The organism is Rhodococcus pyridinivorans (assembly GCF_900105195.1).
Classification (GTDB): Bacteria; Actinomycetota; Actinomycetes; order Mycobacteriales; family Mycobacteriaceae; genus Rhodococcus; species Rhodococcus pyridinivorans.
In genome coordinates this window covers 3,137,523-3,163,383 of record NZ_FNRX01000002.1, presented here as the reverse complement: position 1 = coordinate 3,163,383, position 25,861 = coordinate 3,137,523, and the positions used below count along the sequence as shown (strand labels likewise).

General features: G+C 69.1%; 24 protein-coding genes and 1 pseudogene. 19 read left to right on the top strand and 6 right to left on the bottom strand.

Annotation, left to right across the window (positions count from 1 at the left end):
• Window positions 1–39 precede the first annotated feature (39 nt).
• The 17 genes from rpe (at window position 40) to BLV31_RS14885 (ending at window position 17,910) form a co-directional block, all read left to right on the top strand.
• The gene (gene rpe, locus BLV31_RS14965) at window positions 40–723 is read left to right on the top strand and encodes a ribulose-phosphate 3-epimerase (protein WP_006551466.1); all 684 of its coding nucleotides are present in this window, start codon (window positions 40–42) and stop codon (window positions 721–723) included.
• Window positions 720–1,820 (top strand): bifunctional diaminohydroxyphosphoribosylaminopyrimidine deaminase/5-amino-6-(5-phosphoribosylamino)uracil reductase RibD, encoded by a 1,101-nt coding sequence (ribD, locus tag BLV31_RS14960; protein ID WP_248846179.1) that lies wholly within the window; start codon window positions 720–722, stop codon window positions 1,818–1,820. Before rpe ends, ribD begins: the two co-directional genes overlap by 4 nt.
• Complete coding sequence (locus BLV31_RS14955) at window positions 1,805–2,410, top strand: riboflavin synthase (RefSeq protein WP_024100797.1); 606 nt, start codon at window positions 1,805–1,807, stop codon at window positions 2,408–2,410. The genes ribD and BLV31_RS14955 overlap by 16 nt, the downstream gene beginning before the upstream one ends.
• A gap of 74 nt (window positions 2,411–2,484) precedes the next feature.
• Window positions 2,485–3,735, top strand: a complete 1,251-nt coding sequence (locus BLV31_RS14950) for a bifunctional 3,4-dihydroxy-2-butanone-4-phosphate synthase/GTP cyclohydrolase II (protein WP_006551469.1) — start codon at window positions 2,485–2,487, stop codon at window positions 3,733–3,735.
• Window positions 3,735–4,217: a 6,7-dimethyl-8-ribityllumazine synthase gene (gene ribH / locus BLV31_RS14945; protein ID WP_006551470.1), complete on the top strand. Its 483-nt coding sequence runs from the start codon at window positions 3,735–3,737 to the stop codon at window positions 4,215–4,217. The genes BLV31_RS14950 and ribH overlap by 1 nt, the downstream gene beginning before the upstream one ends.
• Entirely contained in the window at window positions 4,214–4,687 is a 474-nt protein-coding gene (locus tag BLV31_RS14940; protein WP_174556287.1) for a PH domain-containing protein, read from the top strand. Before ribH ends, BLV31_RS14940 begins: the two co-directional genes overlap by 4 nt.
• A 9-nt stretch (window positions 4,688–4,696) precedes the next feature.
• On the top strand, window positions 4,697–6,862 hold the full coding sequence (gene uvrC / locus BLV31_RS14935; RefSeq protein WP_064060300.1) for an excinuclease ABC subunit UvrC: 2,166 nt from the start codon (window positions 4,697–4,699) through the stop codon (window positions 6,860–6,862).
• Window positions 6,863–6,885: 23 nt separating this feature from the next.
• Entirely contained in the window at window positions 6,886–7,800 is a 915-nt protein-coding gene (gene rapZ / locus BLV31_RS14930; RefSeq protein ID WP_064060301.1) for an RNase adapter RapZ, read from the top strand.
• Window positions 7,797–8,864: a gluconeogenesis factor YvcK family protein gene (locus BLV31_RS14925; RefSeq protein WP_033096618.1), complete on the top strand. Its 1,068-nt coding sequence runs from the start codon at window positions 7,797–7,799 to the stop codon at window positions 8,862–8,864. The genes rapZ and BLV31_RS14925 overlap by 4 nt, the downstream gene beginning before the upstream one ends.
• The gene (gene whiA / locus BLV31_RS14920; protein WP_006551475.1) at window positions 8,855–9,838 is read left to right on the top strand and encodes a DNA-binding protein WhiA; all 984 of its coding nucleotides are present in this window, start codon (window positions 8,855–8,857) and stop codon (window positions 9,836–9,838) included. The genes BLV31_RS14925 and whiA overlap by 10 nt, the downstream gene beginning before the upstream one ends.
• Before the next feature lie 123 nt (window positions 9,839–9,961).
• Window positions 9,962–10,978: a type I glyceraldehyde-3-phosphate dehydrogenase gene (gap, locus tag BLV31_RS14915; RefSeq protein ID WP_006551476.1), complete on the top strand. Its 1,017-nt coding sequence runs from the start codon at window positions 9,962–9,964 to the stop codon at window positions 10,976–10,978.
• Between the two features lie 26 nt (window positions 10,979–11,004).
• Window positions 11,005–12,216 (top strand): phosphoglycerate kinase, encoded by a 1,212-nt coding sequence (locus BLV31_RS14910; RefSeq protein ID WP_006551477.1) that lies wholly within the window; start codon window positions 11,005–11,007, stop codon window positions 12,214–12,216.
• Between the two features lie 5 nt (window positions 12,217–12,221).
• Window positions 12,222–13,007: a triose-phosphate isomerase gene (gene tpiA / locus BLV31_RS14905; protein ID WP_033096619.1), complete on the top strand. Its 786-nt coding sequence runs from the start codon at window positions 12,222–12,224 to the stop codon at window positions 13,005–13,007.
• Window positions 13,008–13,168: 161 nt separating this feature from the next.
• On the top strand, window positions 13,169–13,402 hold the full coding sequence (gene secG / locus BLV31_RS14900; protein WP_006551479.1) for a preprotein translocase subunit SecG: 234 nt from the start codon (window positions 13,169–13,171) through the stop codon (window positions 13,400–13,402).
• Window positions 13,403–13,466: 64 nt separating this feature from the next.
• Window positions 13,467–16,229 (top strand): phosphoenolpyruvate carboxylase, encoded by a 2,763-nt coding sequence (gene ppc, locus BLV31_RS14895; RefSeq protein WP_064060302.1) that lies wholly within the window; start codon window positions 13,467–13,469, stop codon window positions 16,227–16,229.
• 88 nt (window positions 16,230–16,317) lie between these two features.
• Complete coding sequence (locus BLV31_RS14890) at window positions 16,318–16,656, top strand: YciI family protein (RefSeq protein WP_019289286.1); 339 nt, start codon at window positions 16,318–16,320, stop codon at window positions 16,654–16,656.
• Between the two features lie 3 nt (window positions 16,657–16,659).
• Window positions 16,660–17,910 carry an RNA polymerase sigma factor gene (locus BLV31_RS14885; protein ID WP_006551482.1) on the top strand — a complete coding sequence of 417 codons (1,251 nt, stop codon included), beginning with the start codon at window positions 16,660–16,662 and terminating at the stop codon, window positions 17,908–17,910.
• Window positions 17,911–18,281: 371 nt separating this feature from the next.
• Here BLV31_RS14885 and BLV31_RS25890 read toward each other — a convergent pair.
• From BLV31_RS25890 to BLV31_RS24715, 3 genes and pseudogenes are all read right to left on the bottom strand, one after another.
• Window positions 18,282–18,407, bottom strand: a pseudogene (locus BLV31_RS25890) (phospholipase effector Tle1 domain-containing protein); the annotation flags it as partial.
• Between the two features lie 52 nt (window positions 18,408–18,459).
• Window positions 18,460–18,948 carry an SRPBCC domain-containing protein gene (locus BLV31_RS14875; RefSeq protein ID WP_019289288.1) on the bottom strand — a complete coding sequence of 163 codons (489 nt, stop codon included), beginning with the start codon at window positions 18,946–18,948 and terminating at the stop codon, window positions 18,460–18,462.
• 411 nt (window positions 18,949–19,359) lie between these two features.
• Window positions 19,360–19,641, bottom strand: a complete 282-nt coding sequence (locus BLV31_RS24715) for a hypothetical protein (protein WP_139192958.1) — start codon at window positions 19,639–19,641, stop codon at window positions 19,360–19,362.
• A gap of 196 nt (window positions 19,642–19,837) precedes the next feature.
• Here BLV31_RS24715 and BLV31_RS14865 point away from each other — a divergent pair, with 196 nt between their 5' ends.
• Both BLV31_RS14865 and BLV31_RS14860 read left to right on the top strand, forming a co-directional pair.
• Complete coding sequence (locus BLV31_RS14865) at window positions 19,838–20,518, top strand: twin-arginine translocation signal domain-containing protein (RefSeq protein WP_254778510.1); 681 nt, start codon at window positions 19,838–19,840, stop codon at window positions 20,516–20,518.
• Window positions 20,519–22,288 carry a GMC family oxidoreductase N-terminal domain-containing protein gene (locus BLV31_RS14860; protein ID WP_064060305.1) on the top strand — a complete coding sequence of 590 codons (1,770 nt, stop codon included), beginning with the start codon at window positions 20,519–20,521 and terminating at the stop codon, window positions 22,286–22,288. It begins immediately after the preceding gene.
• Between the two features lie 370 nt (window positions 22,289–22,658).
• On the opposite strand, the gene pgl is transcribed toward BLV31_RS14860, so the two are convergent.
• Genes pgl through zwf form a run of 3 tightly spaced genes read right to left on the bottom strand, consistent with a single transcriptional unit; the run spans window position 22,659 to window position 25,859 of the window.
• The gene (gene pgl, locus BLV31_RS14855; RefSeq protein WP_064060306.1) at window positions 22,659–23,420 is read right to left on the bottom strand and encodes a 6-phosphogluconolactonase; all 762 of its coding nucleotides are present in this window, start codon (window positions 23,418–23,420) and stop codon (window positions 22,659–22,661) included.
• Window positions 23,413–24,333: a glucose-6-phosphate dehydrogenase assembly protein OpcA gene (gene opcA / locus BLV31_RS14850; RefSeq protein WP_006551488.1), complete on the bottom strand. Its 921-nt coding sequence runs from the start codon at window positions 24,331–24,333 to the stop codon at window positions 23,413–23,415. Before opcA ends, pgl begins: the two co-directional genes overlap by 8 nt.
• Complete coding sequence (gene zwf, locus BLV31_RS14845) at window positions 24,318–25,859, bottom strand: glucose-6-phosphate dehydrogenase (protein WP_006551489.1); 1,542 nt, start codon at window positions 25,857–25,859, stop codon at window positions 24,318–24,320. The genes opcA and zwf overlap by 16 nt, the downstream gene beginning before the upstream one ends.
• Window positions 25,860–25,861 lie beyond the last annotated feature (2 nt).

The window sequence follows — 25,861 nt, the reverse complement described above, 5'->3', positions numbered from 1 at the left end:
GTCCGACCCGGTGGAGGGCGCCGACTAGACTCGTCGGTTGTGGCCCACCCGATGATCGCTCCGTCCATCCTGTCCGCGGATTTCGCTCGTCTCGCCGACGAGGCGCAGGCCGTCGCCGGTGCCGACTGGCTCCACGTCGACGTCATGGACGCCCATTTCGTTCCGAACCTGACGCTCGGTCTCCCGGTCGTCGAGTCGCTGCTGAAGGCGACCGACATCCCGCTCGATTGTCACCTGATGATCGAGAACCCCGGTCGATGGGCTCCGCCCTACGCCGAAGCCGGTGCCCACAACGTCACCTTCCACGCGGAGGCGACCGACGACCCGGTCGCCGTGGCCCGCGACATCCGCGCGGCCGGCGGCAAGGCCGGGCTGTCCGTCAAGCCCGGCACCCCCATCGAGCCCTATCTCGGGATCCTGAAGGAGTTCGACACGCTGCTCGTGATGAGTGTCGAGCCGGGCTTCGGTGGTCAGTCCTTCATCCCGGACGTCCTCGACAAGGCCCGTCAGGTGCGTCGCCTGGTCGACTCGGGTGAACTGCGTCTGCTCGTCGAGATCGACGGTGGCATCAACACCGACACCATCGAGGCCGCCGCGGAAGCCGGTGTGGACTGCTTCGTCGCCGGGTCCGCCGTCTACGGCGCCGCCGATCCCGGTGAGGCGGTCCGCAAACTGCGGGCGCAGGCCGGGGCTGCGTCCCCGCACCTGACGCTCGCGCCGTGACCGCACCCGAGATCGCCGAAGCCCTCCAGTTCGCGCTCGACGCCTCGGAGGCCGTGCGGGGCACGACCAGCCCCAACCCGCCTGTCGGAGCGGTGATCCTCGACACGGACGGCGCGGTGGCAGGTGTCGGGGCCACCGCACCACCCGGCGGTCCACACGCGGAGGTCCGGGCACTCGAGGCCGCGGGCGAACGCGCGCGCGGCGGAACCGCCGTCGTCACCCTCGAACCGTGCAACCACACCGGCCGCACCGGCCCGTGCGCGCAGGCCCTCATCGAGGCGGGGATCGCGACGGTGTACTACTCCGTCGCCGATCCGAATCCCGTCGCCGGGGGAGGCGCCGACACCCTCCGCGCCGCGGGCATCACGGTGCATCCCGGTCTCGGTGCCGAGACCGTCGCCCGCGGCCCGCTGCGGGCATGGCTGCACCGGCAACACACCGGCCGGCCGCACGTGACGTGGAAGTACGCCGCGTCGATGGACGGTCGCAGCGCGGCCGCCGACGGCACGAGCAAGTGGATCTCCGGTCCCGAGTCGCGTGCGCGCGTGCACGACCAGCGCAGCCGGCTCGACGCCATCATCGTCGGAACCGGCACCGTCCTCACCGACGACCCGTGGTTGACCGCCCGTCTGCCCGACGGCGAACTCGCGCCGCACCAGCCGCTGAGGGTCGTTATCGGTATGCGTGAGATCCCCACCTCCGCAAGAGTTCTCGATGACGCGGCGCCGACGCTGGTGTTGCGCACCCACGACATCGGGGAGGTGCTCGACGCGCTCGGCGACCGACCCGACGTGCTGCTCGAAGGCGGCCCCCGGCTCGCGGGCGCCTTCCTCGCAGCGGGCTGCGTCGACCGCATCCAGGCATACCTGGCGCCCGTCGTGCTCGGAGCCGGCGAGGCCGCCGTCGAGGACGCCGGGGTGGGCACGATCTCCGACGCGCTACGGTTCCGCCGGGAACGGGTCGAGACCGTCGGCTCGGACATTCTGTTGACACTCGTCCCGGACCGGGACAACCGACACTCGTCCCGGACCGGGACAACCGAATCGGACCCGGTCGCGGATCGGGAGCTAAGGAGCGGAACATGTTCACCGGCATAGTCGAGGAACTCGGTGAGATCGTCGCGAAGGAGGACCTCGCCGACTCGGCACGCTTCACCGTGCGCGGACCGCTGGTCACCTCCGACGCCGAGCACGGCGATTCGATCGCGGTCAACGGGGTGTGCCTGACGGTCGTCGACGTCCTCGACGGCGGGTCCTTCACCGCCGATGTAATGCAGGAGACGCTGAACCGGTCGTCGCTCGGACAGCTCACGCTCGGCAGCTCCGTCAACCTCGAACGCGCCGCCGCGCTGAACAGTCGCCTCGGCGGCCACCTCGTGCAGGGCCACGTCGACGCCACCGGAGCCGTCGTCTCCCGCACACCCTCGGAGAACTGGACTGTGGTGCGCATCTCGCTCCCGGCCGAAATCTCCCGCTACGTCGTCGAAAAGGGATCGATCACCGTCGACGGTGTCTCGTTGACGGTCTCGGGTCTCGGAGGGGAACGCGGACAGGAGTGGTTCGAGATCTCGCTCATTCCGACCACCCTGTCGCTGACGACGCTCGGCACCGCCGAGCCGGGCACCCTCGTCAACCTCGAGGTCGACGTGATCGCCAAGTACGTGGAGCGCCTGCAGAACGCGCGCTGACGCGTCGTACTGTGGAGATCGACAGTGGACGCGGAGCACGAGTCGTCCGGATACGAGAGTTGGAGTCCAGGGAAGTGACGAGGTTCGACACCATCGAGCGCGCGGTCGCCGACATCGCCGCCGGTAAGGCGGTCGTCGTGGTCGACGACGAAGACCGTGAAAACGAGGGCGACCTCATCTTCGCCGCGGAGAAGGCAACGCCGGAACTCGTGGCGTTCATGGTCCGCTACACGTCCGGGTACCTGTGCGTGCCCCTGGACGGCGAGGACTGCGACCGTCTCGGGCTGCCTCCCATGTACAGCGTCAACCAGGACAAGCACGGCACCGCCTACACGGTCACCGTCGACGCGAGGGAAGGCATCGGCACAGGTATCTCCGCGTCCGACCGCGCCGCCACCATGCGGCTGCTCGCCGACCCGAACTCCACCGCCCAGGACTTCACGCGTCCCGGTCACGTGGTGCCGCTGCGCGCCAAGGAGGGCGGCGTCCTGCGCCGGCCCGGGCACACCGAGGCCGCCGTCGACCTCGCGCGCATGGCCGACCTGCGACCGGCCGGCGTCATCTGCGAGATCGTCTCGCAGAAGGACGAAGGCGAGATGGCGCGCACCGACGAACTGCGGGTCTTCGCCGACGAACACGAACTCGCCCTGATCTCGATCGCGGATCTCATCGCGTGGCGCCGCAAGCACGAGAAGCACGTCGTGCGCGTCGCCGAGGCCCGCATCCCCACCCGGCACGGCGACTTCACGGCCGTCGGCTACCAGAGCATCTACGACGACGTCGAACACGTCGCGCTCGTCCGCGGCGACATCGCCGGCCCGGACGGCGACGGCTCCGACGTGCTCGTGCGTGTGCACTCCGAATGCCTGACCGGCGACGTCTTCGGGTCGCTGCGCTGCGACTGCGGTCCGCAGCTCGACGCCGCCCTCGAGATGGTGGCCGAGGAAGGCCGCGGCGTCGTGCTCTACATGCGTGGCCACGAGGGACGCGGCATCGGCCTGATGCACAAGCTGCAGGCTTACCAGCTGCAGGACTCCGGCTCCGATACCGTCGACGCCAACCTGCAACTCGGCCTGCCCGCCGACGCCCGCGACTACGGCATCGGCGCTCAGATCCTCGTCGACCTCGGTATCTCGTCGATGCGGCTGCTGACCAACAACCCGGCCAAGCGCGTCGGTCTCGACGGCTACGGCCTGCAGATCACCGAACGTGTCCCGATGCCGTTGCGCGCGAACCGCGAGAACATCTCGTACCTGCGCACGAAGCGCGATCGCATGGGCCACGACCTGATCGGTCTCGACGAGTTCGACGAGGGAGACGCCTGATGAGCGGCGAAGGCCTGCCCGACCTGCAGCTCGCCGACGCCGCAGGGCTGAGCCTTGCGATCGTCGCCGGCAGCTGGCACACCGAGATCTCCGACGCCCTCATCGCCGGCGCACAGCGTGTCGCCGAGCAGGCGGGTGTCACCGACGTCACCCTCGAGCGGGTCGCCGGAGCGATCGAGCTTCCCGTCGTCGCGCAGCAGCTCGCCCGCACCCACGACGCGGTCGTCGCGCTCGGCGTGGTGATCCGCGGCGGCACACCGCACTTCGAGTACGTGTGCGACGCCGTGACCTACGGCCTCACCAGGATCGCGCTCGACGAGGGCACCCCCGTGGGCAACGGTGTTCTCACCACCGACACCGAACAGCAGGCCCGCGACCGCGCCGGTCTGCCCGGCTCCGCGGAAGACAAGGGCGGCCAGGCCTGCGCGGCCGCGCTCGACACCGCCGTGACCCTGCGGCGGCTGCGGAAGGCGGCGCGTTGACCCGCGACGAGACCGGCTGGGATCTCGAGGTACGCCCGGAGAAGATGCGGCGCTGGGTCGTCGTGGCGGCGGTCGTCGTCATGGCCATCCACATCTTCGCGGCGCTCGTGCTCCGCGGGGGCGGCGACACCGGCGTGAACCTGCGGGTCGTCGACCAGATCGCGATCCTCGCCATCGGTGTCGTGCTCACCGGAGGCGTCCTGCTGTTCACCCGCCCACGGCTGCGGGCGGGTGCCGACGGCGTCTCCGTCCGCAACGTGGTCGCCGAACGACACATCCCGTGGACCGACGTGCGCGGGCTGTTCTTCGACCAGGGCGCCCCCTGGGCCCGCCTCGAACTGCCGTTCGACGAGTACGTGCCCGTCGTCGCCATCCAGGCGCGCGACGGGGAACGCGCCGTGGACGCGCTCGAGGGTTTCCGCGAACTGGAGTCCCGCTACACCGGCGGAGCCGTCAGGGGCGACGACTAGCCTGGACCTGTGCCCGACCCCTCGACATATCGCCCAGCCCCCGGTTCCATTCCCACGGAGCCGGGGGTCTACAAGTTCCGCGACCCGCACGGCCGGGTCGTCTACGTCGGCAAGGCGAAGAATCTCCGGTCCCGCCTGAACTCGTACTTCGCCGACATCGCCTCGCTGCATCCGCGCACCCGTCAGATGGTGACCACCGCGGGCCGGGTCGAGTGGACGGTGGTGCGCACCGAGGTCGAGGCACTCCAACTCGAGTACAACTGGATCAAGGAGTTCGATCCGCGGTTCAACGTCCGCTACCGCGACGACAAGACGTACCCGATGCTCGCGGTCACGTTGAACGAGGAATACCCCCGTCTGTTCGTCTACCGGGGGCCGCGCCGCAAGGGCGTGCGCTATTTCGGTCCCTACTCGCATGCCTGGGCGATCCGCGAGACCCTCGACCTGTTGCTGCGGGTGTTCCCGTCGCGCACGTGCTCGGCCGGGGTCTTCAAGCGGCACGCGCAGATCGGCCGCCCGTGCCTGCTCGGCTACATCGACAAATGCTCCGCGCCGTGTGTCGGACGCGTCTCCGCCGACGAACACCGCCGCATCGTCGAGGACTTCTGCGACTTCCTCGCCGGTCGCACCGACAAACTCGTCCGCGATGTCGAGAAGCGGATGCAGGCCGCCGCGGAGGAACTCGACTTCGAGACCGCAGCCCGCCTGCGCGACGATCTCGGGGCACTGCGCAAGGCACTCGAGAAGCAGGCCGTCGTGCTCGGCGACGGTACCGACGCCGACCTCGTGGCGTTCGCCGGCGACGACCTCGAGGTGGCCGTCCAGGTCTTTCACGTGCGCGGCGGTCGCGTGCGGGGTCAACGCGGCTGGGTCGTCGAGAAGTCCGGCGACGTGCTCGACCGTCCCGAGGACCGCGACATCGAAGGCGTCGAGGCCGCCGAGGGGACCGACGACGCCGAAGAACTCTCGCTGCTCGTCGAACAGTTCCTCACCCAGTTCTACGGCGAGGAGGCCGCGCTCGGCACCGACGACGCGGACGCCACCAGTGCCGTGCCGCGCGAGGTGCTCGTCCCCGCCCTGCCGCCCGACCCGGATGAGATGAGCCGCTGGCTCGGGCGTCTGCGCGGCGGTCCCGTGCGTCTGCGCATCCCGCAGCGCGGCGACAAGAAGGCACTGGCCGACACGGTCGAACGCAACGCCAAGGAAGCACTTGCCCAGCACAAGCTGCGGCGCGCGGGCGACTTCAATGCCCGATCGGCGGCGTTGCAGGGTATCCAGGACGTCCTCGACCTCGACTCGGCGCCGCTGCGTATCGAGTGTGTCGACATCAGCCACGTGCAGGGCACCGACGTCGTCGCATCGCTGGTCGTCTTCGAGGACGGACTGCCCCGCAAGTCCGACTACCGGCACTACGCCATCAAGCACGCCGCGGGCGACGGGCACTCCGACGACGTCGCCTCGATCGCCGAGGTCACCCGCCGGCGTTTCCTCCGCCACAACCGCGACCTCGCCCGACAGGCCGATTCGGACGGATCCGTTCCGGAGGGTGGCGACGGCGGGGACCTCGCGCCCGAAGCAGCACTGGACCCGGCGACGGGCCGTCCGCGCAGGTTCGCCTACCCGCCGAACCTGTTCGTCGTCGACGGTGGTGCGCCGCAGGTCGCGGCCGCGGCCGAGGTCCTCGACGAACTCGGTATCACGGATGTCGCGGTCGTCGGGCTCGCGAAGCGTCTCGAGGAGGTGTGGGTGCCGGGGGAGGAGGACCCGGTGATCCTTCCGCGCACCAGCGAGTCGCTGTACCTGCTGCAGCGTATCCGCGACGAGGCACACCGTTTCGCGATCACCTACCACCGCAGCAAGCGGTCCAAGCGCATGACCGCCTCCGCTCTCGACGGGGTTCGTGGTCTCGGCGACACCCGACGCAAGGCGCTCGTCACCCACTTCGGGTCGGTCGCGCGGCTACGCGAGGCGAGCGTCGAGGAGATCACCGCGGTGCCCGGGATCGGGCAGGCCACGGCGAAAGCCGTCCTCGAGGCGCTGCGGGGCGACGTACCGGCTCCGGCCGAGTCGCCGCAGGACACCGATGCCCCGACGGCCGCGGATGCGGGCGACACGCCGGTAGGCGATGATGGCTCCGTCGGCGTGTCGGGAGTACGAGCGGAGTCGGAACAGTGACCGAAGTGGGTCGGATCCCGGGGATGGCGGACGGTTCGGAACAGGGTGTCGACGGTGAACGGCCGGCGCAGGCCGAGGTCATCGTCGTCACCGGACTGTCCGGAGCCGGACTGAGTACTGCGGCGACCGCCCTCGAGGATCTCGGGTGGTACGTCGCGGAGAACCTCCCGCCCCAGTTGGTGCTGTCGATGATCGATCTCGCGGTGCAGGCCGAACCTCCGCTGCAACGTCTCGCCGTGGTGATGGACGTGCGCAGCCGGTTGTTCACCGGCGACCTCGAACGCGTCGTCACCGATCTGGCGGCCCGCCCGGTCAACACCCGGGTGCTGTTCCTCGAAGCGGCCGACTCGGTGCTCGTCCGGCGGTTCGAGCAGGTACGCCGCAGTCATCCGCTGCAGTGCGACACGGCCGATCGCACGCTCACCGACGGCATCGCCGTCGAACGCGAGCAGCTCGCTCCCGTGAAGGCCGCGGCCGACCTCGTCATCGACACGTCCGCGCTGTCCGGGCCCGATCTGCGTCGCAAGATCGAGGCGGCCTTCGGCGACGCGACATCCGACACCATCCGGGTGACCGTGGAGTCGTTCGGCTTCAAGTACGGCCTGCCCATGGACTCCGACGTCGTGTGCGACGTGCGGTTCCTGCCGAACCCCCACTGGATCGCCGAATTGCGGCCGCACACCGGGCAGGACGCGGCGGTGCGCGACTATGTACTCTCCCGCGACGGTGCCGAGGACTATCTCGCCACCTATCACCGGCTGCTCGATCTGACGACCGCCGGTTACCGTCGGGAGGGGAAGCGCTACATGACGATTGCAGTGGGCTGCACCGGAGGGAAACACCGGAGCGTGGCGATGGCCGAGGCCCTCGCTGCACGCCTCGAGCAGGCACCGGATCTGACGGTGAACGTGGTGCACCGGGATCTGGGGCGCGAGTGAACGCCGCCGAGACTCCCGACTCCGACAGCACGCCGTACTCCGAGAGCGCTCCGAGCTCCGGGGCGGTGCCCGGCCCCGCGATCACTGCTCTCGGTGGCGGACACGGCCTGTACGCGACGCTCAGTGCCGTCCGGCGCCTCACCGACCGGGTCACCGCCGTGGTGACCGTCGCCGATGACGGAGGGTCCTCGGGACGGCTGCGCGCCGAACTCGGCGTCGTCCCACCCGGCGACCTGCGCATGGCGCTCGCAGCGCTCGCCGGCCGCGACGACGAGGTCCGGGTGTGGACCGAGACCGTCCAACACCGCTTCGGGGGCACGGGCGCCCTCGCCGGGCACTCGGTCGGCAACTTGATCCTCGCCGGGCTCGCCGAGGTCGCGGGCGACACCGTCACCGCCCTCGACATGCTCGCCCGCGTCCTCGACGTGCGCGGCCGTGTGCTGCCCATGTCGCCGATCCCGCTCGACATCGAGGCCGACGTGTCGGGACTCGAATCCGACCCGCGGGTGAGCCGCTGCATCCGGGGGCAGGTCGCGGTGGCGACCACCCCGGGCAAGGTGCGCCGGGTCCGGCTGATTCCCGCCGATCCGCCGGCCTGCCCGCCTGCGCTCGACGCGGTGTGCGAGGCCGATCTCGTGGTGCTCGGCCCGGGATCCTGGTTCTCGAGCGTCATCCCGCACGTGCTCGTCCCGGACCTGCACGAGGCGCTGGTCCACACGACGGCGCTCAAGGTCCTCGTGCTCAACCTCGCGGCGGAACCGGGGGAGACCGCAGGCTTCTCCGCGGAACGCCACCTGCACGTTCTCGCCCAGCACGCCCCCGATTTCCGTGTCGACCAGGTCGTCGTGGATGCTGCCTCGGTACCGGAAGGACGCGAGCGCGAGCACCTGAGCCGGTCCGCGGCCCGATTCGGAGCGGACGTCTCGTTCGTCGACGTCGCCGAGACCGGTACGCATCGACACGACCCCGCCAAGTTGGCGGGGGCACTGGAAACATGTCTGTCCTCGCGCGGTGGAGTCCGTGCCACACGCGGGGGTGGGAGGGAGAGCGTCTCGTGGCAATGACAGCGGAGGTCAAGGACGAGCTGAGCAGGTTGTCGGTCACCAGGATCAGCAACCGCAAGGCCGAGGTGTCCGCCCTCCTGCGCTTCGCCGGGGGATTGCACATCGTCGCCGGGCGAGTGGTCGTCGAGGCCGAGGTCGACCTCGGATCGATCGCACGTCGCCTCCGCCGCGAGATCTTCGAGCTCTACAGCTATCCCGCGGAGATTCAGGTGCTCGGCGCGGGTGGTCTGCGCAAGAGCTCCCGGTACATCGTCCGTGTCGGGAAGGACGGTGAGGCGCTGGCCCGCCGCACCGGTCTGCTCGACGGTCGCGGACGACCGGTGCGCGGACTGCCGGCACAGGTGGTCGGCGGCAGCGTCTCCGACTCCGCCGCGGCGTGGCGCGGGGCGTTTCTCGCCCACGGCTCGCTCACCGAACCGGGCCGTTCCTCGGCGCTCGAGGTGAGCTGCCCCGGCCCGGAGGCCGCCCTCGCGCTCGTCGGCGCCGCCCGCCGGCTCGGCGTCACTGCCAAGGCGCGTGAGGTGCGCGGCGCCGACCGGGTGGTGATCCGCGACGGCGAGGCCATCGGCGCGCTGCTCACCCACATGGGCGCGCAGGACACCCGGCTGGTCTGGGAGGAGCGCCGCATGCGCCGGGAGGTGCGGGCGACCGCGAACCGCCTCGCCAACTTCGACGACGCCAATCTGCGCCGGTCCGCACGCGCCGCCGTGGCGGCCGCCGCGCGGGTCGAGCGGGCGCTGGCGATCCTCGGCGCCGACGTGCCCGACCACCTCGCTGCCGCCGGCGCGCTGCGCGTGCAGCACCGTCAGGCGTCCCTCGAGGAGCTCGGCCAGCTCGCCGATCCGCCGATGACCAAGGACGCCGTCGCGGGACGGATCCGCCGCCTGCTGTCGATGGCGGATCGTCGCGCGAAGGAACTCGGGATCCCCGATACGGAGTCGGCCGTCACCGCTGAGTTGCTGGACGAGGCATAGCGGGGCAGGCTTGCAAGGGAGTTCGCGCCACGGCCGGGCGGCTCCCCACAGTACGACCGAACCCCACTAGGGTGAAGGTCACACAAGTACGACCATCGGAATACTGGGCAAAGGAGCTTCATTGTGACTGTCCGCGTAGGCGTGAACGGATTCGGACGCATCGGGCGCAACTTCTTCCGGGCGGTCGAGGCACAGAAGGCACTCGGCACCACCGACATCGAGATCGTTGCCGTCAACGACCTCACCGACAACGACACCCTCGCGACGCTCCTGAAGTACGACTCGATCCTGGGGCGCCTCGACAAGGACGTGCATGTCGAGGGCGACGACATCGTCGTCGGCGATCGGAAGATCAAGGCCCTCTCGATCAAGGAGGGCCCCTCCGCTCTTCCGTGGGGCGACCTCGGTGTCGACGTCGTCGTCGAGTCCACCGGCATCTTCACCAACGCCGCCAAGGCGAAGGGGCACATCGACGCCGGCGCCAAGAAGGTCATCATCTCGGCGCCTGCCACCGACGAGGACATCACCATCGTCATGGGCGTCAACCACGACAAGTACGACGGCACGCAGAACATCATCTCCAACGCCTCGTGCACCACGAACTGCCTCGGCCCCCTCGCCAAGGTGCTGAACGACGAGTTCGGCATCGAGAAGGGCCTGATGACCACGATCCACGCGTACACCCAGGACCAGAACCTGCAGGATGGACCGCACAAGGATCTGCGTCGCGCCCGCGCTGCCGCCCTGAACATCGTCCCCACCGGCACAGGCGCCGCCAAGGCCATCGGCCTCGTGCTCCCCGAGCTGCTCGGTAAGCTCGACGGCTACGCGCTGCGCGTCCCGGTCCCGACCGGCTCGGTCACCGACCTCACCGCGACCCTCACCAAGAAGGCCACCGCCGATGAGGTCAACGCCGCACTGAAGGCTGCCGCGGAGGGTCCGCTGAAGGGCATCCTGAAGTACAACACCGATCCGATCGTGTCCTCGGACATCGTCACCGACCCGCACTCGTCGATCTTCGACGCGCCTCTGACCAAGGTCATCGACGAGCAGGTCAAGGTCGTCTCGTGGTACGACAACGAGTGGGGCTACTCGAATCGTCTTGCCGACCTCGTCGGTCTCGTCGGCAAGTCTCTTTGAAACTCGTAGAACAGGACATTTGAACAGTGGCAGTTCAGACCCTCGAGGATCTGCTCGACGCAGGTGTGGAGGGTCGGGGCGTACTCGTGCGCTCCGACCTCAACGTCCCGCTCGACGGCGACACGATCACCGACGCCGGCCGCATCCTCGCGTCCGCGCCCACCATCCGCACGCTCGCGGAGGCCGGGGCCAAGGTCGTCGTGACCGCGCACCTCGGCCGCCCCAAGGGCGAGCCGGATCCGAAGTACTCGCTCGCGCCCGTCGCAGCGAAACTCGGTGAGGTGCTCGACCGCAACGTCCAGCTCGCCTCCGATGTCGTCGGCCAGGATGCGCTGGCGCGTTCCGAAGGGCTGACCGACGGCGACATCCTCCTGCTCGAGAATGTCCGCTTCGACGCTCGCGAGACCAGCAAGGACGATGCCGAGCGGCTCGCCTTCGCCCGTGAGCTCGTCGAGCTCGTCGGCGACGACGGCGCATTCGTCTCCGACGGCTTCGGTGTCGTGCACCGCAAGCAGGCGTCGGTCTACGACGTCGCGACGCTGCTCCCGCACTACGCGGGTGGTCTCGTCGCGGCCGAGGTCGACGTGCTCGCCAAGCTCACCACCGACACCGAGCGTCCGTACGCCGTGGTGCTCGGCGGCTCGAAGGTCTCCGACAAGCTCGGGGTCATCGAGGCGCTCGCACCCAAGGTCGACACGCTCGTAATCGGTGGCGGCATGTGCTTCACCTTCCTTGCGGCACAGGGCTACTCGGTCGGCACGTCGCTGCTCGAGGAGTCGATGATCGACACCTGCAAGCAACTGCTCGAACGCTTCGGCGACGTCATCCACATCCCTCAGGACGTGGTGGTGGCCGACAAGTTCGCGGCCGACGCACAGTCGCAGACCGTCGCGGCCGACTCCATCCCCGACGGATGGATGGGCCTCGACATCGGACCGGAGTCCGTGCGGCGTTTCGCCTCGCTCCTCGGCTCGGCGAAGACGGTGTTCTGGAACGGCCCGATGGGCGTGTTCGAGTTCGAGAACTTCGCGGCGGGCACGAAGGGTGTAGCGGAAGCGATCATCGAGGCAACCGGCAAGGGCGCGTTCAGCGTCGTCGGTGGCGGCGACTCCGCTGCGGCCGTGCGGTCGCTCGGACTCGGTGAGGACCGCTTCTCCCACATCTCCACCGGTGGTGGCGCCTCCCTCGAGTACCTCGAGGGCAAGGAACTGCCCGGCATCGCAGTTCTGGAGGGCTGACGGTCATGGCACGGACACCGCTCATCGCGGGCAACTGGAAGATGAACCTCAACCACCTCGAGGCCATCGCCCTGGTGCAGAAGATCGCGTTCACCCTTCCCGAGAAGTACCTCGAGAAGGTCGACGTGACGGTCATCCCGCCGTTCACCGGCATCCGCTCGGTGCAGACCCTCGTCGAGGGCGACAAGCTCGGCATCACCTACGGAGCCCAGGACATCTCGGTCCACGACTCCGGCGCCTACACCGGCGAGATCTCCGGCGCGATGCTCGCGAAGCTCGGCTGCACCTACGTGATCGTCGGGCACTCCGAGCGTCGCACCCTGCACGGTGAGACCGACGAGATCGTCCGCGACAAGACCAAGGCCGCGCTGCGGCACGGTCTCACTCCGATCGTGTGCATCGGTGAAGGACTCGACGTCCGCGAAGCCGGCAACCACGTCGAGTACAACGTCGAGCAGTTGAAGAACTCGCTCGCCGGCCTGTCCGCCGACGAGATCGCAAAGATCGTCGTCGCGTACGAGCCGGTCTGGGCCATCGGCACGGGCAAGGTTGCTTCGGCGGCCGACGCGCAGGAGGTGTGCGCCGCGGTGCGCAGTACCCTCGCCGAACTGGCCTCGCCCGAGGTCGCGGCATCGGTCCGAGTCCTGTACGGCGGGTCGGTCAACGCCAAGAACGTCGGTGAGCTCATCGCTCAGACCGACGTCGACGGCGGCCTCGTGGGAGGCGCCTCCCTCAAGGCCGACGAATTCGCTCAGCTGTCGGCGATCGCCGCAGGCGGTCCGCTCCTCTAGAGCGACCGGCATCGGGCGGGGTGCAGGATCTCGACGAGATGCTGCACCCCGCCCGCATTTCGCCCACCCGGCGTCCCCGGCACACCCGCAGCGTCCCCACAGGACGAGCGGGTAAGCTGACGCCGACGTCGCCCACCATCCGAAGGACATCGAACACCGACATGGAACTGTTCCTGGACATCCTCCTGATCGTCACGAGCCTGTTGCTCATCCTGCTGGTGCTGCTGCACCGCGGTAAGGGCGGTGGTCTGTCCAGCCTGTTCGGTGGCGGAGTCCAGTCCAATCTCTCGGGCTCGACGGTGGCGGAGAAGAACCTCGACCGTCTCACCGTCTTCACCGGCATCATCTGGGTGATCTCGATCCTCGGCATCGGACTGCAGATCAAGTTCAGCTGATCCCCGCACGTGCACGGACGCTGCCGCGGTCGCGCCCCGGCCGCCGGGCACAGATACTGGCCGTATGACGGACACTGTGCCTGCCTCTGCTACCGAACCCCTCCGCGAGGACATCCGCCTGCTCGGCGGCATCCTCGGCAACGTCATCCGTGAGCAGGCAGGACCCGAGACCTTCGACCTGGTCGAATCGGCCCGGGTGGAGAGTTTCCGGATCCGGCGCTCCGAGATCGACCGCACCGAACTCGCCGAACGCTTCGCCGGCGTCGCCACCGACGACCTGATTCCCGTCGCCCGGGCGTTCAGCCATTTCGGTCTGCTCGCCAATCTCGCCGAGGATCTGCACCGCGAACGACGTCGAGCCCTGCACGTGCGCGCAGGCGACCCACCGCAGGACAGCAGCCTCGCCGCCACCTACGCCAAGCTCGACGCCGCCGGTCCGGGCCTCGATGCCGACACCGTGACCGACGCGCTCGCGTCGGCTCTCGTCGCCCCCGTCATCACCGCTCATCCCACCGAGACCCGCCGACGCACCGTCTTCGACGTCCAGACCGCCGTCACCGAACTCATGCGGCGCCGGGAGAGGACCGACGAACCCGCCGCGCTCGAGGAAATCGACCGCGCCCTGTACCGGCACATCCTGACCCTCTGGGACACCGCGCTCATCCGGCTCGCGCGCCTGAGGATCATCGACGAGGTCGACAACGGTCTGCGCTACTACGACCTCGCACTGTTCGACGTCGTTCCCGCCCTCAACGCCGAAGTGCGACGCGAACTCCGGCGACGCTGGCCCGACGCGGCGGTGCTCACCGAACCGCTGGTCCGGCCGGGAACCTGGATCGGCGGCGACCGCGACGGCAACCCCAACGTCGACGGCGAGGTCGTCACTACGGCCGCGAATCGCGCCTGTGAGACCGCGCTGCGACATCACCTCACCGAACTCGCCGCGCTCGAACGCGAACTGTCGATGTCCGAACGCACCGCGACCATCAGCAGCGCCCTGAAGAAGCTCGCCGACGACTCGGGCGACGACAATCCCGCCCACAGCGACGAGCCGTACCGACGCGCCGTACACGGTATCCGCGCTCGCCTCACCGCCACCGCGGGCAGGCTGCTGCCCGGCGTGGATCTGCCCCACACGGTGCGTATCCCGTGCGAGCCCTATGCCACCCCGGCCCGCCTGCACACCGACCTGAACATCGTCGACGCCTCGCTGCGCGCCGGCGGAGCGACCGTGATCGCCGACGATCGACTCGCGCACCTGCGCAGCGCCGTCGAGGTCTTCGGCTTCCACCTCGCGCCACTCGACCTGCGTCAGAATTCCGAGGTCCACGAGAACGTCGTCGCCGAACTGCTCTCCTGGGCGGGAGTGACCGACCGCTACCGCGACCTGCCGGAGGACGACAAGGTCGCGCTGCTCACCGCGGAGTTGCGGATCCGCCGCCCGCTCACCACCCCCGACGCCCACCTGTCGGACGAGACAGCCAAGGAACTGGGCATCCTGCGTGCTGCCGCCGACGTGGTCCGTCGCATCGGACCGGCCGCCATCGAGCACTACATCATCAGCATGTGCACCTCGGTGTCCGACCTGCTCGAGGTCGAGGTCCTGCTCAAGGAGGTCGGGCTGCTCGACCTCGACCGCGGCTATCCGCGCAGCACGGTGCAGGTCATCCCGCTGTTCGAGACGATCGACGACCTGCGCGGCGGTGCCGCCACGCTGACCGCCGCCCTCGCCGTGCCCGAGTTCCGCAGCCTCGTCGACGGACACGACGGACTGCAGGAGATCATGCTCGGCTACTCCGATTCCAACAAGGATGGCGGTTATCTCACCGCCAACTGGGCGCTCTACCGCGCGGAACTCGATCTCGTCGAGGCGGCGCGCACCGCCGGGATCCGGCTGCGCCTGTTCCACGGTCGCGGCGGCACCGTCGGTCGCGGTGGCGGACCGAGTTACGACGCCATCCTGGCCCAGCCTCCCGGCGCGGTCCAGGGCTCGTTGCGTCTGACCGAGCAGGGCGAGGTCATCGCCGCGAAGTACCGCGAACCGGTGCTCGCCCGCCGCAACCTCGAGGCGCTCGTCTCGGCGACCCTCGAGTCGAGCTTGCTCGATGTCGAAGGCCTCGGGAAGGACGCGCCGGAGGCCTACCGCATCCTCGACGAACTTGCCGACCTCGCTCGCGCCGCGTACAGCCGACTCGTGCACGAGACACCGGGATTCGTCGAGTACTTCACCACCGCGACGCCGGTCTCGGAGATCGGTGCCCTCAACATCGGCAGCCGTCCCGCCTCCCGTAAGCAGACGAAGGCGATCAGCGACCTGCGGGCCATCCCGTGGGTGCTCTCGTGGACCCAGAGCCGCGTGATGCTCCCCGGCTGGTACGGCACGGGAACGGCTGTGCAGGACTGGGTGGCTGGTGATCCGGACCGGTTGGCGACCCTGCAGGATCTCTACCGTCGCTGGCCGTTCTTCCGTTCGGTGCTGTCGAACATGGCGCAGGTGCTCGCCAAGTCCGATCTCGGCCTGGCCGCCCGGTACTCCGAACTCGTCGAGGACACCGAACTGCGCGAGCGGGTGTTCGGCAGCATCGTCGACGAGCACGCCCGTACAGTCGACGCCTACCGGCAGATCACGGGCTACGACTCGCTCGTCGCGGATAATCCGGCGCTCGAGCGGTCGCTGCACAACCGGTTCCCGTATCTCGAACCGCTCAACCACCTGCAGGTCGAGTTGCTGCGCCGGTTCCGTGCCGGTGAGGACACCGACCGTGTCCGGCGCGGTATCCAGATCACGATGAACGGTCTCGCCACGGCGTTGCGCAACAGCGGTTAGAAAAAATTTCTCGTCGGGCGTCGATCCGGCAGGTGTCCGTTCGTCGTGATGGTGTAGGACGAACACCACACAGACGGGAGCGACCGCCATGAAGTACATGCTGTTGATCTACGCATCCACGACCGACGAGGCCACCTGCACCGTCGAGGACTGGCAGGACTACGAGAAGGCGATGCGCGACGCGGGTGTCCTCGTGTCCGGGCACGCCCTGCAGGATCTCGTCACCGCGACGACCGTGCAGGTCGACGCGGACGGACGACGCACGGTGACCGACGGACCGTTCGGCGAGAGCCGCGAGGTGCTCGGCGGATACGACGTCATCGACGTCGGCAGCCTCGACGAGGCACTCGACTGGGCGGCACGCTGTCCCGGATCGCGGGACGGCGGCACGGTCGTCGTGCGGCCGATCGCCGACTTCGGGGACTGAGCGATGGGGGAGCCGGCCTCGGCCGTCGAGTCGGTGTTCCGCGAGGAACACGGCCGGCTCCTCGCCGCGCTCGTCCATCGCTTCGGCGACCTCGACCTCGCCGAGGAGGTCGCATCGGAGGCACTCGAGGCGGCGCTCGTGCACTGGCCGGTCGACGGTGTGCCCGAGCGTCCGGGCGCTTGGCTGCTCACCACGGCCAGGCGCCGAGCGCTGGATCGGGTGCGCCGCGACCGCGTGTATGCGACGCGACTGGCGGAACTCGCCGTCGACACCGAACGTCGCGCGTCGTACGAACCGCCCGATGCCGGAGAACTGACGGACGACCGCCTCGAACTGTTCTTCACGTGCGCCCACCCCGCCCTCGCGGCGGACGACCGCGTCGCGCTGATCCTGCGCTGCCTCGGTGGTCTCACGACGAACGAGGTCGCGCGGGCCTTCCTCGTCCCGTCGCCGACGATGGCCCAGCGGATCGTGCGGGCCAAGAAGAAGATCCGCGGTGCCCGCATCCCGTTCCGGGTACCCGGACCGGACGAGCTGCCGGAGCGCCTGCCGGTGGTGCTCGCGGCGCTGTACTCGATCTTCACCGAGGGCTATGCCGCGAGCAGCGGTGAACATCTGCAACGCCTCGCCCTCGCAGAGGAGGCGGTCCGCCTCACCCGCATCCTGCACCGTCTGATGCCGACGGAACGGGAGGTGAGCGGGTTGCTCGCGCTGATGCTGCTCGTCCATGCCCGCCGGGACGCACGCACCGACCCGACCGGCGCCGTCATGCTGCTCGACGTGCAGGACCGCACCCGATGGGACCGCGCGATGATCGAGGAGGGCAGCGCATTGGTGGTCGCCGCACTCACCGGACGACCACCCGGCCCGTACGGGGTGCAGGCCGCGATAGCCGCGTTGCACGACGAGGCGAGCGACGTCGACAGCACCGACTGGCCGCAGATCGTCGCCCTCTACGACGTACTGACCGCCCTGAGCCCGTCACCGATCGTCGCACTGAACCGCGCCGTGGCGGTCGCGATGCGCGACGGGCCCGCGGCCGGACTCGAACTCCTCGACGGACTCGCCGACGAGCCGAGTATCCGCGACTACGGACCGTACGTGGTGGCACGAGCCGAGTTGCTGGCTCGGGTCGGCCGGAAAGGTGAAGCGGCCGAAGCGTATCGGCGGGCGCTCGAGCTCGCCGGTACCGAACCCGAGCGGCGCCACCTCAGGGCGAGGTCGGCGGAGCTGTCGCGTTCACGGGAGTTGTGACCGACCCCGGTGCGCCGAGACCTCCGATGGGGGCGGAGCGGCGCGGTCCGGCGGTTCGTATGGCCGGATACCTCGAGGTCGTAGCGCTTCGGCGTGTACCACTCCGGATCGACCCAGTGCGGATTCCGTAGCCGGGTCGCCAGACCGTCCTCCCGGAGCTCGACGCTCTCGTGGATCTTCAGTCCTTCGGGCGATCGTGCCCCGCCGAGGATCTCACGAGTTCCTCGCCCGAGGAGCCACCAGATGCGGCTCATCCGGGTCGGCGTCGCCGTCGCGCTCGTCTGTTCCGGTTTCGGAAGCTGCCGCAGGCTCACCGTCCGGCGCAGGAGCACGCCGTGGTCGAGGGCGCCCTCGAGGACCCGGCGGAGCGAGATGTCCGCGAGCCGGCAGTCCTCGAATCCACCGCCGACGTCGGAGTGGACGCCCGTGAACCAGACCTCCTCGATCCGGTCGTTGGCGACCTCGTCCACCTTGTACGGTCTGCGGTACTCGTCGATGGAGATTTCCGGTGGTGCTCGTCGGGCGGATCACTGCAGCGAAAGGCGCCGGTCAGCGGTATTCGTCGACCAGGTCGAGGTAGTCGTCCCACAACGGCGGGCGGGTGCCGGCCAGTGCTGCGTCGAGGCGGTCGAGGTAGTACTGCCACCCCGGCCCGATCTCTCCGGCCTCCGAGCGCGGGACGTGCCGGTGTGTGAACTCGAGGGTGGTGACCTTCCCGACCTGACGCAGCACCACCTCGAGCTGCCACCCGTCCACGTCGACGGCGAATCCCTCGGGGGGAGAACACCGGAGGATGTCGACGTAGGTGGTGGCCGAATCGTGGTCGTCCGTCATGGTCAGGAGCACACGGCCCGTAGCGGGGTCGCCGATGTACGTGCCGTACCAACGGCCCAGCTTCTCCGAATCGGTGAGTGCCGCCCAGACCTCACCGATCGGGAGCAGGAAGTTGCGGTGGTATATCAACCGCACCAGCGACGAGTCGCTCGGGCAATCGCGCTCCGGGCTCACTTCGCCTGTGATCGTCCTCGGCGTGCTCATCACGGCTCCTCTCGATGGGCGCTCGCCTTATCGAAATTGTCCTGCATCCGGCTGCCGGTGCGGTCCGTTTCACCGCGATGGGTCCTCCCGCTGTGTAGTGCGCTGCTCGAATCCGTTCACAGGATCGTCCCGATCCGGCACGGCGGGGTGAACCGTCGGTCCAGGGACGAGATCCTCGAACTCGGATGGCGGCAGTCGTGGAGGTCGTTGTCCGGCACTTCGGTCCTCACGGATACCGGTTCACCGACGACGGGAGCCTCCGCGATCCTCACCAGCCAGTGGCGAAAGCCGCCACCGGCACCGCCACGCTGGTCACGAGCATGCACCACAACGTGACAGTGTGCAGACGGCGGCGGGAACGAGCCTCGGTGCCGCCGAGATGTGTCTCCGCTGTGGCGCGGAGGGGACGACCTATCCGTGGCGGATCAGCGCCTCCCAGGGCCACTGCCGCTGCGGGTCGGTCGGTACGCGACGTTCGAGCGGTGCGCACGCGAGCGTCCGGCCGTCCGCGTCGGTGATGTGCAATCGCGAAGGCGTCGCATTGCGCAGTCCGGCAGGTGCCGTGTCCGAGGCCGGCGCAAGAACGTCGGCGCGACGCTCGTCGCCGGGACGATCAGCAGGAGCATCGTCCCGGCCTCGGAGTGTCTCCAGGACGGACGCGAACCGGTTGCTCTCCCTCTTCTTCTGCAACATGATTCCCACCCCGTCGCACCGATCGGCCGTGTTCGAATCCTGCACGCCCCGTGCGCGGACGGCACGGGTAGCGAGCTACCCGATTTCCGTGGATCGCTCCACCGGTCCGTGCGACCCGCCGGACGATCCGGACGACATTCCGCAATCGTTCCACGACATCTCGTACGCTGCACCACGGCAACGACGAGGGGGCGACGTGGACGACCCGCAGCACGGGTACTGGAACAGGCGGCGTTTTCTCGCCGGGACGGCCGCGACGATGGCGGCGTTGATCGGCACCGCAGGGGTGCTCGCGAGCGAAGCCGACGCGAGTCCGCTGAACGAGACGCCGCCCGTACGCGACACGATCAACGGGGTGCTCGCGTTCGTCGCACCCGGCAACGACCCGTACTCGCACCAACAGGGCGTGTGGACCGACCGGCCCGGCGGCGTCACCGCCGGCACCGCGGAATCCCTCGAGCGAACCCTGGACCAGGCCTCGCCGATGCCGCTGCTCGGACCCGAGGCGGGCAACCTGCCCGGCGCCGCGGCGATCGCGGTGCTGCTCAACACTTTCGGTGTCACCGCCGACCCGCGTTCGGTGAGTGGTCCGTTCGCAGCGCCGTTCGCGAACCTGAGTCATGCCGCGAAGGCGCAGGTCTTCGAATGGCTCGACACCGACCCGCGTTTCGAAGGTCTGGTGCTGAAATTCGTGGTCAACGCGATTCCCACGCTGGCGGCCTTCGCGGCGTTCTCGGAGGTCTCCGCGTACAACCGTACTCGGCGCGAGCTCACGGGGCGGCCGGTCGGCTGGGAGTTGAGCCGCTATACAGGGCCGAGTGACGGGTGGGACGAGTTCCTGGGCTACTACGGCGAAATCGACGAGGTGGAGGGATAGATGACCGACGTCATCGTCATCGGCGCCGGGGGTGGCGGACCCGTCGTGGCCAAGGAACTCGCGGCGCGCGGGCTCGACGTGCTCGTTCTCGAAGCAGGTCCCCGCTTCGCCGACCCGGAGAACGAGTGGACCCATTTCGAGGACGACCTCAACAATCCGATCACCGGGCTGTTCCGCCACGGACCGGGAGACCGCTCGGGCACGCCGTGGCTCCGAGATCTGCCTCAGAATTCGTTCGTGTGGCAGGTATCCGGCGTCGGTGGCACCACGCTCCACTTCTTCGGCAACTCGCCGCGGGCGGCACCCGGCGTATTCTCCGGATACGACGGCGCCGACCGCGACATGTACGACACGGCGCACCTGTTCCCCTTCGGATACGACGAACTGCGTCCCTACTACGAGTGGGTGGAGGCCACGCTGCCGGTGCAGACTGCCCCGATGGGCGCCAAGGAGCAGTTGTTCCTGCGGGGAGCAGCGGCCATGGGTCTGCCACACCAGACCTCGCTCGATACCACCGTGGCCGCCCACCGCGCACAGCAGAACGCGATCCTCCAACCCGGTGGTACCGCCGGCCGCACCCGCGACCGTGCGCGTCTGCACCATCCCGAAGCGCGGGGCTGCACGATGTGCGGGCACTGCTATCAGGGCTGTTATCTGCCGCTGGGGGCGCCGCGGAATCTCAAGGCCAGACGCTCCACCGACAATTCGTACGTGCCGATGATGCTCACCGCGGACGCGTGGTCACCCCAGGGGCGTGCCGTCACCCTGATCGCCGATGCAGTGGTCTTCGAGATCCTCGTCGAGGAGGTGAACGGGGAGACCGTGGCGCGCGGAGTGCGGTTCACGACGGGAGAGGACGAGCACGAAGCGACCGCCCCGGTGGTGGTGCTGGCGGCCGGGTGCATCGAGAGCCCACGATTGTGGCTGAACTCGGTGCTGCCGAATCCGAACGGCTGGGTCGGCCGCGGCCTCACCGACCACCACATGGACGCGGTCTTCGGCGTCTTCGACGAGTACACCGGGCAGACGCGCGGCCCGGGTTCCAACGCGCGCGTCGATCTGCCCGGCTACGGCGGGATCGAGCAGGTCGGCCTGCCCCCGGCATTGATCGCGTACGCGCTGAACTTCAGCGACTCCGGCATCCACGGGTACGGACGTGCCGGAGGCGTCGTCGATTCCGCGGGGGCCGACAGCGTGGGGAGGCTCGTCGGACGCGACCTGCTCGATACGATGGCCGACGCCGACCGGGTCCTCGCGGCGCTCGTCATCTCGGACGACGACGTCGAACCGGACAACCGCGTGACGCTTTCGCCGATCCTGTACCCGGACGAAGCAGGTCTGGCGCCGCGGGTGACCGTGCAGCATCGTCGGCGCTCGGCGCGTACCCGCCGCAATCGTGACCACGCGACCCGCAAGGCCGTCGAGTTGATGAGAGCGGCGGGCGCGAAGAGGGTGCATCGCTGCGACTGGCCACCGCTGATCCTGCACTCGCAGTCGAGCATGCGGATGGGAGCGAGCGACCGGGATTCGGTGCTCGACGCCGACGCGGAGGCCCGGTGGGTGAAGAGACTGTTCGTCGCCGACAACTCGGCGCTCGCCAACAGTCTCGGAGGTCCGAACCCGACGTTGACGACGCAGGCGATCGCCACCCGCACGGCCGAGAAGATCTTCGCGAAGTACTTCGACGGTGACCCCTGGGTGGCACGGGAGAACCCGGTGTCGTCGATCGACGACCGCGTCACCGCCGCGGTGATCGAACGGGGTATCTGACCGCTCGATCCCGGATCGGACCGGCCGATTTCGTCCCGAGTGGAACCGTCGGGCGTCCCGGCGCGTCGAACGAGACAGAGGGCCGTGACGACAACGGTCCACGACGGGAGGAGCTCACCGGCATGGACCCACGAACGGTGCGATGTGTCCCGGGCCGATCACCGTTGCGCGCACTGCGCTCGACGGCAGGTCCGCGATCGATGAATCGGATGCGGTGTGTGCGAACCGGTGTCGACGACGGCGACACCGCCGGTACTTCGGAGGGGCGCCGTGTGGAGACGGACGACGCCGACGATCCCGACTTCGACGGCGCGGGCGCATGACGGCCGGATCGCCGATCACGGCGTCGGACTCCCGACGCTCCGCCCGGTCACTGCGCCGGGAGTTGCTCTGCGGCAGCCGGATCGAGGAACCACACGGTGCGTTCGGTGCCGTGGGCGCCCGCGGACGGGAAGTCCTCCGGTGCGGCACCGCCCACGGCCGCCGCGACGGCCTCCGCCTTGGCGGCACCGGTGACCAGCAACCAGACCTGCCGCGCCCGCTGCACGGCGGGCAGCGTCAGCGTCACCCGGGCCGGCGGCGGCTTCGGGGAGTCGTCGACACCCACCACGAAACGCTCCGACTCGCGCACCGCGTCGGTGTGGGGGAACAGCGAATTGATGTGTCCCTCACCGCCCATGCCGAGCAGGTGCACGTCGAAGACCGGCACGGTGCCGTCGGGGGAGTGCGCCGCGAGGAGTTCGGCGTACCGCTGGGCCGAGTCCTCCGGTGTGCTGCACCCGTCCTCGCCGAGCGCCGGCATGGTGTGGATGCGTGCCGGGTCGATCGGCACGTGGTCGAGCAGAGCCCCACGGGCCTGCACCTCGTTGCGATCCGGATCGCCGGGCGGCAGGAAACGCTCGTCGCCGAAGTAGACGTTCACCGCCGACCAGTCGATGGCGCCCTGGTCGCGACGCACGTGCTCGAGCATCGCGATACCGGTACCGCCGCCGGTGAGCACGACGTGGGCCTGCACCCGCTCGCGCTGCGCGGCGACGACGGCATCGACGAAGGCGGACGCCGCGGCGCGGGCGACCTCGTCGGCGTCGGCGAAACACCGGATCTCGGACGGAGTGCGGGCCGTGTCAGACATAATCCACCTTCGGCAGGGCCGACAACGCGGCTTCGTAGACTTCGTCGGGATCGAGGCGACGCAGTTCCTCGGCGAGACATTCGGCCGAGTTCCGGCGCGCCAGGCTGATCAGCGAATCGGGCTTGTGGGTGCGTTCGAGGGTCGCCACGCGACCTTCCTGCGGGCGTTCCAGGGCGATCGTCTGCGACGCCGTGCGCAGTTCCACCCTCAGCTCGCCGACGGATCGCTCGACGGGGCAGTCGAGACGGCTCGCGAGCCACCCCGCGATCAGATCGACGGCCGGTTCGGTCCGCAGCCCCGACACGCGTGCCGAGAGCACTGGCTCGTAGGGCGGCTGATCGAGTGCCGAGACCAGCAGCGCCCGCCAGTAGGTGATGCGGGCCCAGGCCAGATCCGTGTCGCCCGGCCGGTAACCGGACAGGCGGGTCGCGAGATCGGCACGCGGGTCGTCGGAGTTGGTCACGTCGGTGATGCGGCGGACGGCGAGACGACCCACCGGGTCCTCGGCCGGGACCGCGGGGGCCTGGTTGGGCCACCACGCGACGACGGGGGTGTCCGGAAGGAGGAAAGGCACCACGACCGATTCCTGATGTTCACCGAGTTCGCCGTGCAGGGCGAGGATCAATGCCTCGGAGGCACCCGCTTCACCGGCGACCCGGATCTCCGCGTCGAGCCGCGACGGACCGTCCTGTCGTCCGCGACCGACGACGATGACGCGGCAGGGATGTTCCTTCGACGCCTCGGTGGCGGCCGTGATCGCGGCGTCGAGGCCTCGCGCGTCGCCGGCGCACACGATGAACGTGAGAACACGGCCCTGCGTGACCATTCCACTCGACCGTCGCAGCTCCACCAGCTTGCGACTGATGGCATTCGCGGAGGTGTTGCGCAACTGGAGCCTCACGGACGCCTCCATTCCCGGCCGGTACGCCGCAGCATCTCGTCGGCCGATTGCGGACCCCAGGTGCCGGACTCGTAGGGTTCCGGTCGCCCGTTCGCCGCCCAGTGCTCGAGCACCGGATCGAGGATCTTCCAGGACAATTCGACTTCCTCGTCCACCGGGAACAGTGACGGGACGCCGAGGAGCACGTCGAGGATCAGGCGCTCGTAGGCCTCGGGGGAGGAGACCGTGAATGCCTGGCCGTAACTGAAGTCCATGTTCACGTCCCGGACCTCCATCTCGGAGCCGGGCACCTTCGACCCGAAGCGCATCGTGATGCCCTCGTCGGGCTGCACGCGGATCACCAACGCGTTCTGACCGAGCTCCTCGGTCATGGTCTTGTCGAACGGCAGGTGCGGGGCCCGCTTGAAGACCACCGCGATCTCGGTGACGCGGCGGCCGAGGCGCTTGCCGGTGCGCAGGTAGAAGGGCACACCCGCCCAGCGGCGGGTGTCGACCTCGAGGGTGATGGCCGCGTACGTCTCGGTGGTCGAATCCGCCGCGAAACCCTTCTCCTCGAGCAGTCCGACGACCTTCTCGCCGCCCTGCCAGCCGGATGCGTACTGGCCGCGCGCGGTGGTCTCGTCGAACGGCTCCGCCGGCCGGGTCGCCGACAGCACCTTGATCTTCTCCGCGTGCAGCTCCGACGCCGCGAAGCTCACCGGTTCCTCCATCGCGGTGAAGGCGAGCAGCTGCAGGAGATGGTTCTGGATGACGTCGCGGGCCGCGCCGATGCCGTCGTAGTAGCCGGCGCGACCACCGAGGCCGATGTCCTCGGCCATCGTGATCTGCACGTGGTCGACGTAGTGCGCGTTCCACACCGGCTCGAACATCTGGTTCGCGAAACGCAACGCGAGGATGTTCTGGACCGTCTCCTTGCCGAGATAGTGATCGATGCGGAAGACGGATTCCTCGGAGAACACCTCACCGACAACCGAATTGAGCTCGCGCGCACTCTCGAGGTCGTGCCCGAACGGCTTCTCGATCACGACGCGGCTCCACGAGCCGCCGCGTTCCGCGGCCAGACCCGAACGCGACAGCTGCCCGCACACCACGGGGAAGGCGTCCGGGGGAACCGACAGGTAGAACGCGTGGTTGCCACCCGTACCGCGTTCGCGGTCGAGCTTCTCGAGGGTCGTCGCGAGCTCCGCGAACGCCGCATCGTCGTCGAAGGTGCCCTGCACGAAGCGGATCCCCTCCGCGAGGCGCTGCCAGACCTCCTCGCGAAAGGGGGTACGCGAATGCTCACGCACCGCGTCGTGGACCACCTGACCGAAGTCCTCGTCGGCCCAATCCCTCCGGGCGAAACCGACGAGCGCGAATCCGGGCGGCAGGAGGCCGCGGTTGGCGAGATCGTAGACGGCGGGCATCAACTTGCGCCGGGCCAGATCGCCGGTCACGCCGAAGATCACCAGCGCGCACGGGCCGGCGATACGGGGCAGTCTGCGATCTCTGTTGTCCCGGAGCGGATTCACCCACTCCGCCGCACCGGATTCGGGCACGT